The following is a 16,677-nucleotide window of genomic DNA, read 5'->3' on the forward strand; positions in this document are numbered from 1 at the left end:
AGAACCGCGAGAGACACGCGAGGAACATTCGACGGACCCAGGAGAAGGTCAACTCCCCATGCACCAGGCACAGATGACGCCCGACGTCATCGTCATAGGGGCCGGCGGCAGCGGCGCCGCCCTCGCGGCCCGGCTGACGGAGGACCCCGATCGCACCGTGCTGGTACTGGAGTCCGGCCCGGTGCCCCGCCAACTCTCGGCGTTCCCGGCCGAGTTGCTGGACGCGCGGCTCGTGCCCGGCGCACAGCCAGGGAACCCCGCGGTGCGTCGGTACCCGGCGCACCTCACACCGCGGCGGCCGTACACGGTCGTCCGGGGGCGTTTCCTCGGTGGCTCGACCACTGTCAACGGCGGGTACTTCGTGCGAGCCCGGCGCGAGGACTTCGACCGGTGGTCGGCAGCGGGCGGCGCCGCCTGGTCGTACGACGGTGTGCTGCCGTTCCTGCGGGCGCTGGAGACCGATCTCGACCACAGCGCCGACGTGTCGCATGGGACGACCGGCCCGGTGCGGGTACGGCGCACGGACCTGCGGCACCCCGCCGCCGTCGCGTTCCGGGACGCGGCCCACCACCTGGGTTTTCCACCGGAGCCCGACAAGAACGCCCAACAGGGACCGGGGTTCGGACCGGTCCCGTGCAACGCCGTCGACGGATTACGTCTCAACACCGGCCTCAGCTACCTGCTCCCCGCGCTCGACCGGCCCAACCTGACGGTGCGGGGCGGCAGTACGGTCCACCGGATCGTCATCGAGCACGGCCGCGCGACCGGCGTGGTCGTCGAACGTGATGGGCACCGCGAGACCGTGGAAGGCGGCGAAGTCGTCCTGTGCGCCGGGGCGTTGCGCTCCCCGCACCTGCTGCACCTCTCGGGCGTCGGACCGCGCCACGACCTGGAACGCCTCGGTATCGCCGTCGTCCGGGACGCCCCCGCCGTCGGAGTCCGGTTCGGCGACCATCCCCAGATCGTCATGGAGTGGACGCCCCGCTCCCCCCTACCCGAACCGGTCGGCTCCTGGCTCGGCGGGGGCCTGCATCTGCCAGCGTCGGACGGTCACCACCCGGACGGCGACTTGGAGATCCTCCAGTCACTCGTCCCCCTGTCCGGACTGGTCGGCGGGACGGTGACCGTGCCCGGAGCGCCTCTCGCGCCCCTCGCGTTCCTCGTGTCCGTCCAGTCACCCGGTCTCGGGGGCCGTATGCGTACCCGGTCCGCCGACCCCGACGTACCCCCGAGCCTCGACTACAACTACCTACGGACCCCCGAGGACAGACGCCGGATGCGCGAGGCCGTCCGCACGACCGCCGCGCTGCTCGCCGCCCCCGCCTTCGGCAAGGTGTCCGCCGGCCTCGTCGAGCCGGGCCCCGGGACACTGGACGACGACCGGTCGCTCGACACCTGGATCCACGCCCACCTGGGCACCTCCCACCACACCTGCGCCACGGTCCCCATGGGCCCCGCCGTCGACCCGTACGGGAGGGTGCACGGCATACGGGGCCTCCGAGTCGCGGACACCTCGATCCTCCCCTCGGCCCCACTACGCGGCCCGGCGGCGACCGCCGTCCTCATCGGCGAGCTGATCGCGGACGCGATGCGCTCCGCGGGATAGGCAGTTGTGGGCGGGACCGTTGAACCCCCGTTCGGTACAGCGCCCTACAAGGGGCGCGGGGAACTGCGCGACCAGCCACGACGGCGCCGCACCGAACCGACAACCCCTCGCAGCAGTTCTCCCGCCGAACATGGGTTACGGACCGGGAAACGCCCCGTCGAACCCAATGGCGAGCTGCCGCATCGCCTGATCCAGCAGCGCGCCCAGACTCGCCTCCTCGTCCTCCAGCCAGTGCTCGTAGGCGGCGATACACGCGGCCAGAGCGGCATGCCCCAGCAGCCGCGGCAGCAGGTCGGACACCGGCCGGCCCATGCGCCGCGCGGCGAACTCCGTGACGAGCGCCCGCCACGTCGTGTAGCGCACGGTCGAGTCGGCATGGAGCGTGGGCACACGCAGGATCAGCGTCATCCGCTGCCGGTGCCAGGGCACCACCGCCGGGTCGAAACGGTTGAACTCGACCACCGCGCCGCGCAGCGCGTCCATCATCGGAGCGGCTGGGTCGGTCGCCGCCAGCAGGTGCTCGAGCCTCACCAGCTGGTCCTCGAAGTCGCCCCACACGAGGTCGTTCTTGGAGGCGAAGTAGCGGAAGAAGGTACGTCGGCCGATGCCTGCGGCGGCAGCGATGTCGTCGACAGTCGTCGCGTCGAAGCCCTGCCGGGCGAAGAGCTCGAAGCCCAGGCGTTCGAGAGCGGCCCGCGAGGTGACCCGAGGCCGGCCCGTACGGGTCGCCCCTTCCCGGGCGTCACCGCCCGCCGGGTACTCCGCCGACCGCACCCCAGCCGCTCCGCCCGCCACGCTCTCCCGCCGTCCCGTGTCAGCAACCACACCGCACATCATGCATCGGCCGAGCCCCCGGACACCCACCCCGGCGGCAACGCGGGGAATCATCGCAGGCGAGCCGCTGTTGTCGCGCACAACAACGGCTGTACGAATCTCAATCACAGACCCCAGGCACGAATCCCAGGCACGAATCCCAAGGAGGCCCGGCGTGTACGGCGACCCAGCGACGATCCGCAGGATCCTGACCGAGCTCGGCGACACCTGGGCGATCGTGGGCCTGTCGTCGAACCAGCAGCGGGCCGCGTACCGCGTGGCCGAGGTGCTCCAGCGGCACGGCAAGCGGATCGTCCCCGTCCACCCGAAGGCCGAGACGGTTCACGGCGAGCAGGGCTACGCCTCGCTGGCAGACATCCCCTTCGACGTCGATGTCGTCGACGTGTTCCTGAACAGCGACCTCGCCGGTCAGATCGCCGACGAAGCCGCCGCCATCGGTGCGAAGGCCGTCTGGTACCAGCTCGGCGTCATCGACGAGGCCGCGTACGACCGCACCCGCGCCGCCGGCCTCGACATGGTCATGGACCGCTGCCCGGCCATCGAGCTGCCCCGCCTCGGCTGACCCTCGCACGGTCTCGTTCCGGCGGCCTCACTGTGCCGGCCCACCAGACCGACCCCGACGCCGCAGCAGGAGAAGTCCGCCCGCGAGAGCGGTGATTCCGGTCGCGGCGGTCCAGGCGACGAAATCCGTCGTACCGGTCGCGGCGAGGTCCTCGGCCTTGCCGCCCTGGGCAGTCGTCCCGGCCGAAGGCGACGCGCCCGCCCGACTGGCGTTCACGCCCTCCTTCTCCTTGCCGGCACTCGCACCTGGGCTCGGAGGCACGCTCACGATCGCCCTGTCCCGGGTGAACGCAAGTGTCCCGAAGCCCAGTTGGTCGTATCCCCCACTGTTGGGGCCATAGTCACCGCCGCCGCCCTCGGGGGACGCCTGGGCGGCGATGCGGGTCAGGTAGGTCGCCGACAGGCCCCGGCGCTTGGTGTAGTGGTTGGCGATTATGGCCCAGATCGGCCGGGTCATCGCCGGGTCCACGGCGGCGGCACCGGTCGCGCTCTCACTGCCCGACCAGCCGCCCACCGCCCCCTTCCTGCGGGTGTTCGCCGTGTACGGCACCTCCCCGCCCATGCTCCACCTGGCCACGTACTGGGCGCCCTTGAGGAAACGGCTGTCGTCGTAGCCGTACAGGTCGATGCCCTGGTTCCAGGCCATCTCGCAGACCGTGCCCATCAGGCCGACGCCGAGCAGCGCGTGCCCCTGGTCGCGGCCCGCCTCGACCCATTCGCCGAGTCCCTGGTCGTCGTACACGACCGGGATCGCGTTCTTGACGGAGCCCATGCCGGCGCCGTGCTTGAAGTACTCGACGGCCCGGTCGATCCTGGCGCGGTCGTCGCAGAGGATGCCGACGGCCAGGACGCAGGCGACGGCCGTGAGGTCCCAGTTGGCCCAGTAGTTGGTGATGACGGCACCGTTGTGGTTCGCCAGGAAGTCCTCGCTGAGCGGGCAGAAGACGTCCAGCATCATCTTCTGGAAGCGGGCGAGGTCGAAGTCGGCATGGTCGCGCACGAGTTCGGCCGCGTTGGCGAACTGGTAACCGTAGAGACCCGCCGCGAGGAACCGGTCGGCCGAGCCCGCTACCTCCGTCAGCTTCGCCGACCAGGCGTTGAGGATCGCGACGGCGGTGTCCGCGTACGCGCTCTCACCGGTGATGTGCCACCGCAGGGCGTTCTGGTAGGCAGCGTGGATGTCGTTGTAGAGGATCGCGTAGTTCTGCGGCGAGCCCGCGCCCCGGTAGACCGTGGCCTGTGGGTTGGCCGTCCAGCCGCTCTGCGCATGGCGGTTGGCGGTCAGCCGCGCGAATCCCGCCGTGTACGGCGCGGCCCCGGCCTTCACCCTCTTCGCCATCCGGTCCAGATCCGTCCGGGTGTGCAGCATGCCCGGGTGGACGAGACCCGCGTCGGCCGCCGTGGCCTGCGGGGCGGCGAAGGTCGTACCGACGGTGCCGGTGACGGCGCCCGCCGTCACGCCGGTGAACTTCAACATGCCGCGACGGCTGATACCTGTGTTCAAAGCTCCGGTCCTTGGCTCTGGGGGGTGAGTTGCTCTCGGAGTTACGGAGAGGAGACGCGCTCCAGGGCCGCCGATAACGAAAAATGCGGGTTGCCCAACCACAGCGGACGGTCGCCATAATGCTCGGGTGACTTTCGCCTCACCTCCCCCCGGCCACTCGCCCAACTCCCCGTCAGCGCAACGGTTTCCGGTGGTGATCGTGGGCGCCGGACCCGCCGGACTCACCGTCGGGAACATCCTGCGGGCAGCGGGCATCGACTGTGTGGTGCTGGAGACGGAGAGCCGGGAGTTCATCGAGCGGCATCCCCGGGCCGGGTTCATCGAAGAGTGGGCGGTACTCGCGCTCCAACAACGGGGCCTGGCCGACACGTTGCTGGAGCGGGCCGGTACACACACGAAGTGCGAGTTCCGGTTCGACGGTCGACGCCATCGCTTCGAGTACGCCGAGCTGTCGGGCCACCGCCACTTCGCCTATCCCCAGCCGCTGCTGGTGACAGACCTGGTGCGCGAGTACGCCGACGTGCGCGGCGGCGACATCCGCTTCAGCGTGCGGGACGTACTCGTCCACGACCTCGACACCGACCGGCCCGCGGTGTCCTACGTCTCCGCGGAGACAGGCCAACGGGAGTATGTGCAGGGCGAGTTCATCGCCGGATGCGACGGGGCACGCGGGGTGACCCGGACGGCGATTCCGGCGGCGCACGCCCGCGTCGCGCGGCACGACTACGGCATCGGCTGGCTGGCCCTCCTCGCCGAGGCGCCGCCGTCCAACGACTGCGTGATGTTCGGCATCCACCCGCGCGGCTTCGCCGGACACATGGCCCGGGGCCCCGAGGTCACCCGCTACTACCTGGAATGCCCGCCCGGCGACGACCCGGAGAACTGGCCGGACGACCGCGTCTGGGCCGAACTCCGCGAACGGCTGAGCGCGTTGGGTGCGCCCCCGCTCAACGAGGGCCGCCTGATCGAGAAGCGCGTCCTCGACATGCACAACTACGTCGTGGAGCCGATGCAGTTCGGGCGGCTGTTCCTGGCCGGCGACGCGGCCCACCTCACCGCTCCCATCGCCGCCAAGGGAATGAACCTCGCCCTGCACGACGCGTTCCTGCTCGGCGACGGACTCGTCAACTACCTCACGAAGGGCGACCCCGACGCCCTCAACGACTACTCGAAGGCGTGTCTGCGGCGTGTCTGGCAGTACCAGGAATTCTCCCTGTGGCTGTCCGACATCTACCACGGGGCGTCGTCGGGCGACCCGTTCCGCTCAGGCACGACGCTGGCCCGCCTCCGCCGCATCCTCAACTCCCCTGCAGCCGCAGCGGCGTTCGCCGACGTGTACATCGGCAAGGACGCCGACCACTGACACCGGAACGCGCGACGACCCGTACCTGACACGGGCTCACCCCGACGCCCACTGGCCGCCGCCCGCCGTCAGTTGACGCCCAGCCCGTCCACCACCACGGCACCCGGAAGTTCGGCGAACACCTTTCCCGGCACCAGCAGCTTGCCGCGCCGCCGCCCGCTGCCGACCAGCACCCAGGGGAGGTCGATGACGGCCGAGTCGACCAACAGGGGCCAGGCGTCCGGGAGTCCGATCGGCGTGATGCCTCCATACTCCATGCCGCTCTCCCCGACAGCCGTGTCCATCGGCGCGAACGACGCCTTGCGGGCGCCGAGTCGGCGGCGCACCACCCCGTTCACATCGACCCGGGTGGTGGAGAGGACGAGACACGCGGCGAGGGTGGTCTCGCCGCCGCGCTTGCCGGCCACGACCACACAGTTCGCCGACTGTTCGAGCAGGTCCCGCCCGTAGTGCTCGACGAAGACGGCGGTGTCGGCCCACTCCGGGTCGGTGTCGACGTACAGGATCTGGTCGGCAGGGACGATGCCGGTCCAGCGGCGTACGGCGTCGGCGACCGGGCCGACGAGTTCGTCGAGGCAGTCCGGGGCCGGGGTGGCGGAGTCGAAGTCTCCGATGGGGGCGCGCATGACAGCACGTTAACAACCGTGGGCGGACACCCGGCCGGGTGTCTCAGCTCACCGGCGGGACCGACACCGACATCAGCATCTCCAGCGGTTCGGCGCCGTCATTGCCGTACGTGTGGGGCACGTTGGCCTCGAAGGTGGCGCTCGCGCCCGCCGGGACGCGGTGTTCGGCTCCGTCGACCGTGAGCGTCAGTTCGCCCGCGGTGACGTGGAGGATCTCGAACGTGCCCGCGGGGTGCGGGTCGGACGGGCTGCTTTCGCCAGGCATGAGGTGCCAGTCCCACAGCTCCAGCGGGCCCGGCGCCTCGGTGCCCGCGAGGAGCCGGTTGTAGCTGCCGGCGTCGGTGTGCCACAGCCGTACGGCCTGGTCGGCGGCGACGATACGGACCTTCGGCCCCTGCTCCTGGTCGAGCAGGGTGGTGATGCTGACGCCTAGCGCGTCACCGATCTTCACGACCGTGCCGAGGCTGGGGTTGGTGCGGGCCTGCTCGATCTGGATGAGCATCCCGCGGCTGACCCCGGCACGGGCGGCGAGCGCCTCCAGGGTGAAGCCACGCTCGGCACGCCAGCGCTTCACACTGCGCGCCAGCGACTGGGTCAGCAGGTCGAGGTCCGACAACGTTCCGTCCAAGTTCTCGTCCGACACTCTTGTCTTCAGCCTTGCCTTCGCCCTCGTCTTCAGGGCCTCATCCTGCCGTACGATCCTGAGTGCAAGATTATGGATGACAAGGTTCACTCCACTGCACTACCGTGTGGTGCACCGAATCGTTCACTCCACTGTACTGCGAGGCGTCCTCATGACCGCATTCTTCGCCCTGGTCACCAGCCTTCTCTGGGGGCTGGCCGACTTCGGTGGCGGCCTGCTGACCCGGCGCATGTCCGCGTTGACGGTGGTCGTGGTCTCGCAGGCGATCGCGGCGGTCGTGCTCGGCACGATCGTGGCCTTGACCGGCGGCTGGAGCGAGGCGGGGCCGAGGCTCTGGTTCGCGGTCGCCGCCGGCGTCGCCGGACCGGTGGCCCTGCTCTCCTTCTACAAGGCACTCGCCCTGGGCCCGATGGGGGTCGTCTCCCCACTCGGCTCCCTCGGCGTCGCCGTCCCCATCAGCGTCGGGCTCTTCCTCGGCGAGCGCCCCGGGCTGCTCCAGTTCGCGGGGATCGCGGTCGCCGTCGTCGGGGTCGTGCTCGCGGGCGGCCCGCAGCTCAGGGGCGCGCCGGTGCAACGGCAGGCGATCCTGCTCAGCCTGCTCGCGGCGTTCGGCTTCGGCACGGTGTTCGCCCTGATCGCGGAGGCGTCGACCACACTCACCGGTCTCTTCCTCGCCCTCTTCGTACAGCGGGTGACGAACGTGGCCGTCGGCGGCATCGCGCTGTACGTCTCGGTCCGGCGGGGTGGCTCCGCCCTCCCGGCAGGCGGCTTCCCCTGGCGCCTGCTCCCTGCGCTCGGCTTCGTCGGCCTCGCCGATGTCGCCGCCAACGGCACCTACTCGATCGCCGCCCAGCACGGCCCGGTCACCGTGGCCGCCGTACTCGCCTCGCTCTACCCGGTGGTCACCGCCGTGGCGGCACGCGGATTCCTCAGCGAACGTCTGCGCCCGGTCCAGGCGGCGGGCGCGGGCCTCGCCCTGGTGGGCACACTCCTGCTGGCGACGGGCTGAGCCCCGGCCACCCTGACCGCCGGGTCAGGACTCGGTGCGTACGTCCCCGACATGCTCCTCGACGTGCTCCGCGGCATCCAGTTCCGCCAGCCGCGCCACCGCCTCCTCGTCCAGCTCCGCCAACGCCCGCAGCTGATCCGGGGTGGTCCCCTCCGGTATCGGTGTGGGGGCCGGTGTCCGCAGCGGTGGACGCCAGCCCCCGGCCGGCGTCCAGCGGCGAACGACCCTGGCCGGAGCCCCCGCCACCACCGAGTGGTCGGGTACCGTCCCGCGTACCACCGCACCGGCGGCCACCACCACGTTCCGCCCGATCCGCGCCCCCGGCAGGATCACCGCACCGGTGCCGATCCAGCAGCCCGGGCCGATCTCCACCGGCTCCATACGCGGCCACTGCTTGCCGATGGGCTCGTGCGGATCGTCGTACGAATGATTGGTGGACGTCACATACACGTACGGCCCGAAGTAGCAGTCGCTGCCGATGGTGACCGTCGTGTCGGCGATGACATGGCTGCCGCGGCCGAGGACGACACCGTCACCGATGCGCAGGATCGGGTCCGGGCCGAGATCGAGGTCCGGCATCAGGCCCGCCGTCAGGGTCACCTGCTCGCCGACGATGCAGTGGGAGCCCAGCTCGATCCAGGGTTCACCGAAGACGGTGCCCAGCGGGAAGGCCAGCCTGGTACCTGTTCCCATCGCCCGGAAGGTCAGCCGCCCGGGGTTCTCGGCGGTGACGGAGCCCGTGCGCTGTACCCAGGCCCAGCCCGCGTGCACCGCGCGCTGCGCCAGCCGACGCCGCCATGACGAGAACGTGTTCTTGGGCTTGGGCACCCGCACACCGTACTCACGGCCGAGCGGGCCCGGCATGCCGTACACCTGTGATCTTCACCCCACGGAGGTGGCGTACGGTCTGACGTACTCGAGGACCAGGAGGCGAGATGACGCACAAGGCGTTGATCACCGGCATCGGCGGCAGAGAACCGAAGGTGGACGAGGAGGCGTTCGTGGCGCCCATGTCCTCGGTGATCGGGGATGTGACCCTGCAGGCGGGTGCGAGCGTCTGGTACGGGGCGGTGCTGCGCGGCGACGTCGAGCGGATCTCCGTCGGCGCGCGGAGCAACATCCAGGACAACTGCACCCTGCACGCCGACCCGGGCTTCCCCGTGACCATCGGCGAGCGGGTCTCCGTAGGCCACAACGCGGTGGTGCACGGCGCGACGATCGAGGACGACTGTCTGATCGGCATGGGCGCGACGGTCCTGAACGGCGCGGTGATCGGCGCGGGCTCCCTGGTGGCGGCACAGGCACTGGTACCGCAGGGCATGCAAGTCCCGCCAGGCTCACTGGTGGCGGGAGTACCGGCAAAGGTGCGCAGGGAACTGACGGAGGAGGAACGCCAAGGCGTAACTCTCAACGGCACGCACTACGCGGAACTGGCGAAGGCCCACCGACAGATCCACGAGTAGGGGACCCACCCAAGGGGCGCGGGGCTGTGTCGATTTGCGGCTCCGCCACGTGGGCGCGACAAGCCACAACGGACCCGCACCCAAAGTCACTCAGCAGCCCCCACGGTCTCCACGTCCGCTCCGGCTCCCGCTTCCGCGTCCCGCGAAACGGACTTCGCCTTGCGCTTCAGCACCAGCATCGACGTCAGACCGATCAGCACCGCCAGCACCAGCCCCAACCACGAGAACCGCTTCAACCAGGACTCCGCGACGACACCCACGTAGTAGATGACCGCGGTCGTCCCACCCGCCCAGACGATCCCACCGAGCACGTTGGCGATCAGGAACTTCCAGTACGGCATCCGCAGCACACCGGCCAACGGCCCCGCGAAGATCCGCAGCAGAGCGACGAAGCGGCCGAAGAAGACCGCCCACATGCCCCACTTCTCGAAAGACCGCTCGGCCGTGCCGATATGCGCCTCACCGAAGTGCTTGGGGAACTTCGCCCCGAGCCAGGCCAGCAGTGGCCGACCGCCCTTGCGGCCGATGGCGTAACCGATGGAGTCACCGATGATCGCGCCGGCGCTCGCGCACGCGCCGAGGACGAACGGGTCGATCTCGCCGTGCTGGGAGGCGAGCAGCGCGGCGGAGACCAGAATGATCTCGCCCGGCAGCGGAATGCCCAGGCTCTCCAGCCCGATGACCAGTCCCACCAGCGCGTAGATACTGACCGCGGGGATCGTCTCCAGCCATTCCTGCACGTGCAACGCCGGTTCCTTCCGATCTCGCCGTACGCCCGGTACGCCTGTGTCCCCGGCGTGCGCCCGGCCCCGGGCGCACGCCAAAAGCCTACCGGGTCAGGGTGACACCGCCGCCCGCGCGCGGGACACCCTCGTGCAGGAACGGGGCCCCGGTGTCACGACGCCGCGCGCACCTCGACCGTCGATGACTCGTGTCAATCACCTGGGCAGAAGCGCACCGACGGCCCCCGTGATGGAGCCGACCGCCTGTACCACCGTGGCGACGACGGGCTCCGCCGCGTTCAGCGGCTGCGGCGGCAGGGCCGTCCCCGGGGCGGGCGCGGACTCCTGGCTGCCGTTGTCCGTGACGTACCGGGTCTCGAACTGCTGGTCGGAAGTGGCCTCCGGTGAGGGCGTGGGCGCTGCACCGGATCCCGAAGTCCCTTCTCCCGCATCGGGCTTGGGCTCCTGCTGCGAACCTTCCGGACCGCCCTCCCCCTTCTCCTTCTGTCCCTGTCCGGGCTCCCCGCCCTTCGCGCCCTCACCGTCCTTGCCGCTGTCCTGCCGGTCACCCTCCTCGGCGGAGTCGTCGGCCGAGGACGACCTCGAGACGAACGTCCACATCTCCCCCGCCGACCCGGTCCTCGTCCTGACCACCACGTCCACGCCGGCGCGGAGCGAGACGGGCACGACGGCCAGGTCCTCGCGCCAGTGGGGCAGCAGTTCGCCCTGGACAGTGATGTCGTAGCGAACGTCGTCGGCGTCGGACCCGACGCACCCGGAGAGAACGACGTCCCCGTCGCCGGCGTGGGAGTCGAGGCACAGGCTGGGGTCGGCGAGGCTGCGCAGGAGGCCGTCGTACTCGTACGACCACTGCTGGGTCTCGGCGGAGGAGCACGCGGCAAGCCGGGTCCCGGCGCCGGCCACGACCCGGTCGCCCTGGATGTCCAGGCACAGGCCCGTGGCGACGTGGCGCAGCCTGCCGCGTTCCGTCACGCCGGGATAGGCGGCCGGGGTGGTCGGCGGGGAATCGCCGGCCTGCGACTGGGAGGCCGACCCGTGGTCGGCGGGGCTCGGGGAGTCGGTGTCCGGGGCGGCCGAGTAGCCGCTCGCCGTGCCCCAGGTGGCCGTCGGGACGGTGCTCTCGTCCGACCAGTTGCGGGCGCCGAGCACGCTCGCGAGCAGCGCGAAGGACATGACGCCGACTCCGACGGCCACGGCCCGTCTACGTCTTCCCGGGAGCACGTACCCCTCGTCGGGCAGCGGGAGATGGGCCATGAACCGATGGCGGCCACCGGCGCGCCCGTTGCCCCGACCGGCCGGGCCACGGGGAGAGGCCCCCTGGCCGCCGCGTCCCGGGCGGGAGTCGAGGTAGCGGCGGGCTCCCCAGCCGAGAACCGCCTCGGCGAGGAGAGTGCCGAGTTCGCCTTCGAAATGGCCGAGTTGCTCGGCGGCGTGCCTGCAGTGAGGGCACGTCAGCAGATGCTGCTCGACATCGGGCAGCAGGGCGCCGCCGCGTCGGATCGAGACATCGAGGAGACGGTTGTAGAAGCGGCATTCATTGGTCGGCGCGAGTTCGCGATGGGCGCGTACACAGGTGGAGCGGAATTGCTCGCGGGCCTGTTCCAGCGCTGCCGAAGCGCTTGCGGAGTCCACCCCCAGCAGAGCGGCCGTTCCGGAAATGGGCTCGGCCTCGACATCGGTGTGCCAGAGCAGGCACTGGGCCGCTCTCGGCAGGGCACGGAATGACCGCTCGGCGAGTTGACGCCTTTCCGATGTCCGGGCCCTCGCCGCGCGTAGACCACGCGCACCAGTGGGTTTGCGGAGTTCCGGAAGCACCACCGAAATACTGTCTTCAGCGGACCACTCCCGGACCGTTTCCCGTACTGCTACGAGGAGTTGGGGCCGCAGCGCCTGATTCGACTCACTGCGCTCCAGCCGTCCGAACACCCGGTGAAAGGCCGACGTGGCCGCCATGGTGGCGAGGTCCCCCTCGGCCGCGAGACAGATGGCCGCGTAGTCGTACGCCGACTGCCAGTGCCGCGCCAGCAGCATCGCGACGGCGTACGCGCTCTCGCCCTCCACTCGCCCGCGCAGTTGCGCGGCGAGGTTCATGTCGGATTCGGCCGGGCCAGCACCAGGACGAGGAGGGTACGGCGGACGTGGGGGGTGAGGGGAATGCACAGAACCAATTCCTTCCAAGCCGCAGGACGGCGCGAGCAAATTGCACACCCACGGGAAAGAGGTGCTTGATTGGTGCGTACCTACGACTCGTCAGCTGTGGGACTTCGGGTCGACCGGCACGGAATCCCGAGCGGGAAAAGGGGGTCTGACCTCCGCCCCCGCGCGAGTTGGCTCACACTCGCACACACGTCTCACCATAAACAAGCAGTGCGAGTGACCAAAGTTCAAAACGAAGAGAATTCAGATGTGTTACCGACGGTATCCGCACCGGCATTCGAAAATGCACCCCGGTCACCCGTCGAGTTGTGTGCATGAGCACCCGGATGGCACACACAATCTTCAACTTCCGGCCTCATGGGGACGGTAGTGGGCGCAGGACGCCGAGAACATCCCCGCACACCGCCGAGCCGGGGCGGCCAGGCCCAACCACCGACACTCGAACGTGGTTGACCACCGATACCAGCCGCACCGGCCGGACGGCGGTCCGAAAAGACCCATGACCCGGCAGGTCCGTGGACCTGCCGGGTCATGGCGACTCGTGGGAGCCGGTGACCTGTCGGGGGACGACCCTCAGCCGTTCGGACGGAGGGTCCGGACAACGGTCATCTCACCGGTGACGGCCCCGCCGGCCGACTCCCCAAGTGTGAACATGGCGCCGACGTGCGGTCCGCCGATCAAGATCCGCTCCGCACTCATGGCGTCATGACCTCATGTTACCCACGAGTAGAAAGCTCTGGCCAGATACGGCCCGTCGGCCGCCGGCCCGGCCGTCGTATCGTTACCGGCCATGTGGCCAGAACAGCAGCCGCCCGGGGGCGAGCAGAACCCGCAGGACCCGCAGCACGCGCAGGTCCCGCCGCACAATCCGTACCAGCAACCGGGCTATCAGCAGCCGAACCCGTATCAACAGCCCGGATACCAGCAGACGGGGTATCCGCAGCCCAACCCCCATACCCAGCCGCCGCAACAGCAACCGCAGCCGGGGTGGGGCGCTCCGACGCCGACGGGCGCGCCGCAGCCACCGCCGGGCGGGGGTGGAGACGGAAACGGGAACCGGACGAAGATCACCGCGATCGTCGCCGCCACCGCGGTCGTGATCACGGCCGGGGTGACCGGTTTCCTCGTCCTGGGCGGTGACAAGGACAAGGAGGCGGGCTCGGACAACAAGGACAAGCAGTCGAGCGGGTCCGCGCCCGCTTCGACGCCCGCCTCGGCATCCGCGGACCCGAGCGACTCGGCCTCCGCGCCGGCCTCCGACGACAACCCGCGGGACTCCCAGGCCGAGCAGCCGACCGTCGCCGGCTGGAAGGTGGTCGTGAACCCGAAATGGGGCACCGCCTTCGACGTACCGGCGGACTGGGAGGTGGAGACGCCGGGCACGCTCATCGGCTTCGAGGACGACGACGCCAAGGCCGGCGCCAAGCCGCTCATCACCATGTCGGCACCCGCGTACTACAAGTCGAAGTGGTGCGTGTCGGACGACGACAAGGACGGCCGTACGTCGGACACCGCCCTCGCGGCCGTGGGCACCAAGGGCGCCAGCGGTGCGAAGAACGCCGACGAGGTCGCCGTGAACCAGGTCCCCTGGTGGGTCTACGGCGGCTACACACAGCCGGACAAGAAGAGCCTCGCCTTCGACGAGAAGGCGACGCCGTACACGACGAAGTCCGGCATCAAGGGCAGTTTCGCCAGGGCCCATTCGAAGAACACGCCCCAGAAGGGGAAGTGCGCGAGCGACGGCAAGGCCATCACCTTCGGCTTCAAGAACTCGGCCGGCGACTACGTGGCGTGGAGTCTGTACGGGGCGACGGGTGTCCCCGCGGAGGTCTCCGAAAAGACGATCATGCAGATCCTGAGCACGGTACGACTGCACGGGGATCCGACGGGCGCGTGAGCGACCCGCCGGGCGGAGCGCGGGTGCCGCTGACCGGCTGAAAGCGGCCGGTTCCGGTCGGGGCGAGTCGGAAATTGGTTTGGCAGGTCGGCGGCGGCCCGCGATAGTCGCCCGGTGACCTCCGCCGACTCCCCCGTCCTACGTCCGCGCCTCCCCTCCTGGGCCGGCCGCAACTACAGGCTGCTGACAGCCTCGGCGGTCGTGACGAACCTCGGTAGCAACGGGGCGACGATCGCCGCCGCGTTCGCCGTGCTGGAGACGGGCGGCGACGCCGGTGACGTAGGACTGGTGGCGGCGGCGCGGACGTTGCCGCTGGTGCTGTTCCTGCTGATCGGCGGCGTGATCGCCGACCGGCTCCCACGGCATCATGTGATGGTCGCCGCCAACGCCCTCAACTGCCTCTCGCAGGCGGCGTTCGCGGTGCTCGTGCTGGCGGGGGAACCGCAACTGTGGCAGATGATGCTCCTGACCGCGCTCGGCGGCACCGGGCAGGCGTTCTTCGGCCCGGCCGCAGAGGGCATGCTGCTGTCCTCGGTCGAGGGCGATCAGGCCGCCCGCGCCTTCGCGGTGTTCCGGATGGCGATGCAGAGCGCGGCACTCGGCGGCGCGGCTGTCGGCGGCGCGATGGTCGCCGTGCTCGGGCCGGGCTGGGTCCTCGCGGTGGACTCGGTGGCATTCGCGGTCGCCGGGGCGTTGCGCTCCTTCCTCGACGTGCGTCACATCCCGGCGCGCCGGCCGGGCGGCGGAATGCTCGCCGATCTGCGGGAGGGCTGGCGGGAGTTCGCCGGACGGTCGTGGCTGTGGGTGATCGTCGTCCAGTTCGCCGTCGCCAACGCGGTCATCGGCGCCGCCCAGTCGGTCTACGGCCCGCTCGTGGCCCGCGACAGCCTCGGCGGGGCCGGACCATGGGGGCTGGCGCTGGCCACGTTCGGGGCCGGCACGGTCGCCGGGGCCGTGCTGATGATGCGCTGGAAACCACGTCGGCTGCTGCTCGCCGGCACTCTCTGCGTGTTCCCGCTGGCCCTGCCGGCCGCCGCGCTCGCCGTGCCGGTGCCGATCGTCGTGCTCTGCGCGGTGATGTTCGTGACCGGCGTGACGCAGGAGGTGTTCGGCGTGAGCTGGATGACCGCACTGCATCAGGAGATCCCCGAGGACAAGCTCTCCCGCGTCTCCGCGTACGACTGGTTCGGCTCGGTCGCGATGCTTCCGCTCGCCACGGCACTGGCGGGCCCGGCGGAACACACTTTCGGCCGCACACCGGCCCTGTGGGGCTGCGCGGTCCTGGTCGTGTTGGTGACGGCGGGGGCGCTGTCCGTACGGGACGTACGAAACCTCACCCGGCGCACGAAGCAGGTCACCCGGGACGCGACCCAGGAGGCTCAGGCGCAGGGCGAGTTGGAGAGTACCGGCGGCTGACGACTGCGCCACTGCCCCGCCGACCGAGCCTCAGCCGATACTGAACGCTCCCTGCGGCGGAACCGGTGACGGCACCGCCTCCTCGTCCCGTACGGGTGCAGCACCCCCGATGAAGTCCCGTAGGGCAGGCCCGTGTTCGAGCCGGGCCGGAAAGGCGTCGGAGGCGACGCGCCGGGACAGGGCCGCCGGGTCCAGGGGGCGGTGCGAGGCGACGAGCACCGCGTTGCCGAAACGGCGGCCCCGCAGGACGCCCGGCTCGGCGATCAGTGCCAGCTCCTCGAACACCGTTGAGAAGGTGGCGAGTTGGGATCGCAGAAAGGCGAAGGGCGCCGAGTCGGCCAGATTGGCGAGGTAGACACCGTCGCCGCGCAGCACCCGCTCGGCCTCTTCGACGTACGTCAGGGACGTCAGGTGCGCCGGAACACGCGAGCCGCCGAAAACATCGGCGACGATCACATCGACGCAGGAGTCGGGCGCGGCTTCGAGCCAGGCGCGGGCGTCGGCCGCGTGCAGGGCGATGCCCGCGTCGGCGGGGAGCGGAAGGTGTTCGACAACCAGGTCGAGCAGCCCCCGATCGGCCTCGACGACGTCCTGCCGGGAGCCGGGCCGGGTCACGGCGACGTACCGGGGCAGCGTGAGCGCACCCCCACCGAGGTGCAGCACGTCCAGCGTCCGCCCCGGCTCGGCGACGATGTCCAGCACATGCCCGAGCCGTCGCGCGTACTCGAACTCCAGATGTGTCGGCTCATCCAGATCGACGTACGACTGAGGCGCCCCGTCGACCGTGAGCAGCCAGGCACGCTCACGGTCGACGTCGGGCATCAGCTTGGCGAACCCGTGATCGACGGCACGGGC

Annotated in this window: 15 protein-coding genes; 7 read left to right on the forward strand and 8 right to left on the reverse strand. The window is 70.4% G+C overall.

The annotated features are described in order from the left end of the window. Positions 1-58: 58 nt before the first annotated feature. Complete coding sequence (gene mftG / locus G3I56_RS32780) at positions 59-1,606, forward strand: mycofactocin system GMC family oxidoreductase MftG (RefSeq protein WP_164415389.1); 1,548 nt, start codon at positions 59-61, stop codon at positions 1,604-1,606. Between the two features lie 135 nt (positions 1,607-1,741). Here the strand turns inward: mftG and mftR are convergent, their stop codons facing one another. Further along, positions 1,742-2,431 carry a mycofactocin system transcriptional regulator gene (gene mftR, locus G3I56_RS32785; RefSeq protein WP_343240117.1) on the reverse strand — a complete coding sequence of 230 codons (690 nt, stop codon included), beginning with the start codon at positions 2,429-2,431 and terminating at the stop codon, positions 1,742-1,744. 163 nt (positions 2,432-2,594) lie between these two features. On the opposite strand from mftR, the gene G3I56_RS32790 reads away from it, so the two are divergent. After that, complete coding sequence (locus G3I56_RS32790; protein WP_164415391.1) at positions 2,595-3,002, forward strand: CoA-binding protein; 408 nt, start codon at positions 2,595-2,597, stop codon at positions 3,000-3,002. Between the two features lie 27 nt (positions 3,003-3,029). Here the strand turns inward: G3I56_RS32790 and G3I56_RS32795 are convergent, their stop codons facing one another. Further along, positions 3,030-4,478 carry an alginate lyase family protein gene (locus tag G3I56_RS32795; RefSeq protein WP_164415493.1) on the reverse strand — a complete coding sequence of 483 codons (1,449 nt, stop codon included), beginning with the start codon at positions 4,476-4,478 and terminating at the stop codon, positions 3,030-3,032. A 217-nt stretch (positions 4,479-4,695) separates the two neighbouring features. On the opposite strand from G3I56_RS32795, the gene G3I56_RS32800 reads away from it, so the two are divergent. Beyond that, on the forward strand, positions 4,696-5,868 hold the full coding sequence (locus tag G3I56_RS32800; protein WP_343240118.1) for a 4-hydroxybenzoate 3-monooxygenase: 1,173 nt from the start codon (positions 4,696-4,698) through the stop codon (positions 5,866-5,868). Between the two features lie 68 nt (positions 5,869-5,936). Here G3I56_RS32800 and G3I56_RS32805 read toward each other — a convergent pair whose 3' ends face one another. Continuing rightward, positions 5,937-6,494 (reverse strand): YbaK/EbsC family protein, encoded by a 558-nt coding sequence (locus G3I56_RS32805; RefSeq protein ID WP_164415395.1) that lies wholly within the window; start codon positions 6,492-6,494, stop codon positions 5,937-5,939. 43 nt (positions 6,495-6,537) lie between these two features. After that, complete coding sequence (locus G3I56_RS32810) at positions 6,538-7,110, reverse strand: helix-turn-helix domain-containing protein (RefSeq protein WP_164415495.1); 573 nt, start codon at positions 7,108-7,110, stop codon at positions 6,538-6,540. 178 nt (positions 7,111-7,288) lie between these two features. Here G3I56_RS32810 and G3I56_RS32815 point away from each other — a divergent pair, with 178 nt between their 5' ends. After that, a complete protein-coding gene (locus G3I56_RS32815) occupies positions 7,289-8,146 on the forward strand; it encodes an EamA family transporter (RefSeq protein ID WP_164415397.1) in 858 nt (285 codons plus the stop codon). Between the two features lie 24 nt (positions 8,147-8,170). Here the strand turns inward: G3I56_RS32815 and G3I56_RS32820 are convergent, their stop codons facing one another. Further along, positions 8,171-8,974, reverse strand: a complete 804-nt coding sequence (locus G3I56_RS32820) for an acyltransferase (RefSeq protein WP_164415497.1) — start codon at positions 8,972-8,974, stop codon at positions 8,171-8,173. A 107-nt stretch (positions 8,975-9,081) separates the two neighbouring features. On the opposite strand from G3I56_RS32820, the gene G3I56_RS32825 reads away from it, so the two are divergent. Continuing rightward, positions 9,082-9,609, forward strand: a complete 528-nt coding sequence (locus tag G3I56_RS32825; RefSeq protein ID WP_164415399.1) for a gamma carbonic anhydrase family protein — start codon at positions 9,082-9,084, stop codon at positions 9,607-9,609. A gap of 86 nt (positions 9,610-9,695) precedes the next feature. On the opposite strand, the gene G3I56_RS32830 is transcribed toward G3I56_RS32825, so the two are convergent. Continuing rightward, positions 9,696-10,355 carry a DedA family protein gene (locus tag G3I56_RS32830; RefSeq protein WP_164415400.1) on the reverse strand — a complete coding sequence of 220 codons (660 nt, stop codon included), beginning with the start codon at positions 10,353-10,355 and terminating at the stop codon, positions 9,696-9,698. Positions 10,356-10,547: 192 nt separating this feature from the next. Next, complete coding sequence (locus tag G3I56_RS32835; RefSeq protein WP_164415402.1) at positions 10,548-12,443, reverse strand: RICIN domain-containing protein; 1,896 nt, start codon at positions 12,441-12,443, stop codon at positions 10,548-10,550. 856 nt (positions 12,444-13,299) lie between these two features. On the opposite strand from G3I56_RS32835, the gene G3I56_RS32840 reads away from it, so the two are divergent. Continuing rightward, positions 13,300-14,406: a hypothetical protein gene (locus tag G3I56_RS32840; RefSeq protein ID WP_164415404.1), complete on the forward strand. Its 1,107-nt coding sequence runs from the start codon at positions 13,300-13,302 to the stop codon at positions 14,404-14,406. A gap of 114 nt (positions 14,407-14,520) precedes the next feature. Continuing rightward, positions 14,521-15,822, forward strand: a complete 1,302-nt coding sequence (locus G3I56_RS32845) for an MFS transporter (RefSeq protein WP_164415406.1) — start codon at positions 14,521-14,523, stop codon at positions 15,820-15,822. Between the two features lie 30 nt (positions 15,823-15,852). On the opposite strand, the gene G3I56_RS32850 is transcribed toward G3I56_RS32845, so the two are convergent. Beyond that, on the reverse strand, positions 15,853-16,644 hold the full coding sequence (locus G3I56_RS32850) for a fused MFS/spermidine synthase (RefSeq protein WP_239135251.1): 792 nt from the start codon (positions 16,642-16,644) through the stop codon (positions 15,853-15,855). Positions 16,645-16,677 lie beyond the last annotated feature (33 nt).

This window comes from Streptomyces sp. SID12488 (assembly GCF_010548275.1).
Lineage (GTDB): Bacteria > Actinomycetota > Actinomycetes > Streptomycetales > Streptomycetaceae > Streptomyces.

Excerpts from the sequence above, each read along its gene's own strand:
- mftG (WP_164415389.1), top strand. The coding sequence starts at position 59 with ATGCACCAGGCACAGATGACGCCCGACGTCATCGTCATAGGGGCCGGC.
- G3I56_RS32795 (WP_164415493.1), bottom strand. The coding sequence starts at position 4,478 with ATGTTGAAGTTCACCGGCGTGACGGCGGGCGCCGTCACCGGCACCGTC.
- G3I56_RS32805 (WP_164415395.1), bottom strand. The coding sequence starts at position 6,494 with ATGCGCGCCCCCATCGGAGACTTCGACTCCGCCACCCCGGCCCCGGAC.
- G3I56_RS32815 (WP_164415397.1), top strand. The coding sequence starts at position 7,289 with ATGACCGCATTCTTCGCCCTGGTCACCAGCCTTCTCTGGGGGCTGGCC.
- G3I56_RS32825 (WP_164415399.1), top strand. The coding sequence starts at position 9,082 with ATGACGCACAAGGCGTTGATCACCGGCATCGGCGGCAGAGAACCGAAG.
- G3I56_RS32835 (WP_164415402.1), bottom strand. The coding sequence starts at position 12,443 with ATGAACCTCGCCGCGCAACTGCGCGGGCGAGTGGAGGGCGAGAGCGCG.
- G3I56_RS32840 (WP_164415404.1), top strand. The coding sequence starts at position 13,300 with ATGTGGCCAGAACAGCAGCCGCCCGGGGGCGAGCAGAACCCGCAGGAC.
- G3I56_RS32850 (WP_239135251.1), bottom strand. The coding sequence starts at position 16,644 with ATGCCCGACGTCGACCGTGAGCGTGCCTGGCTGCTCACGGTCGACGGG.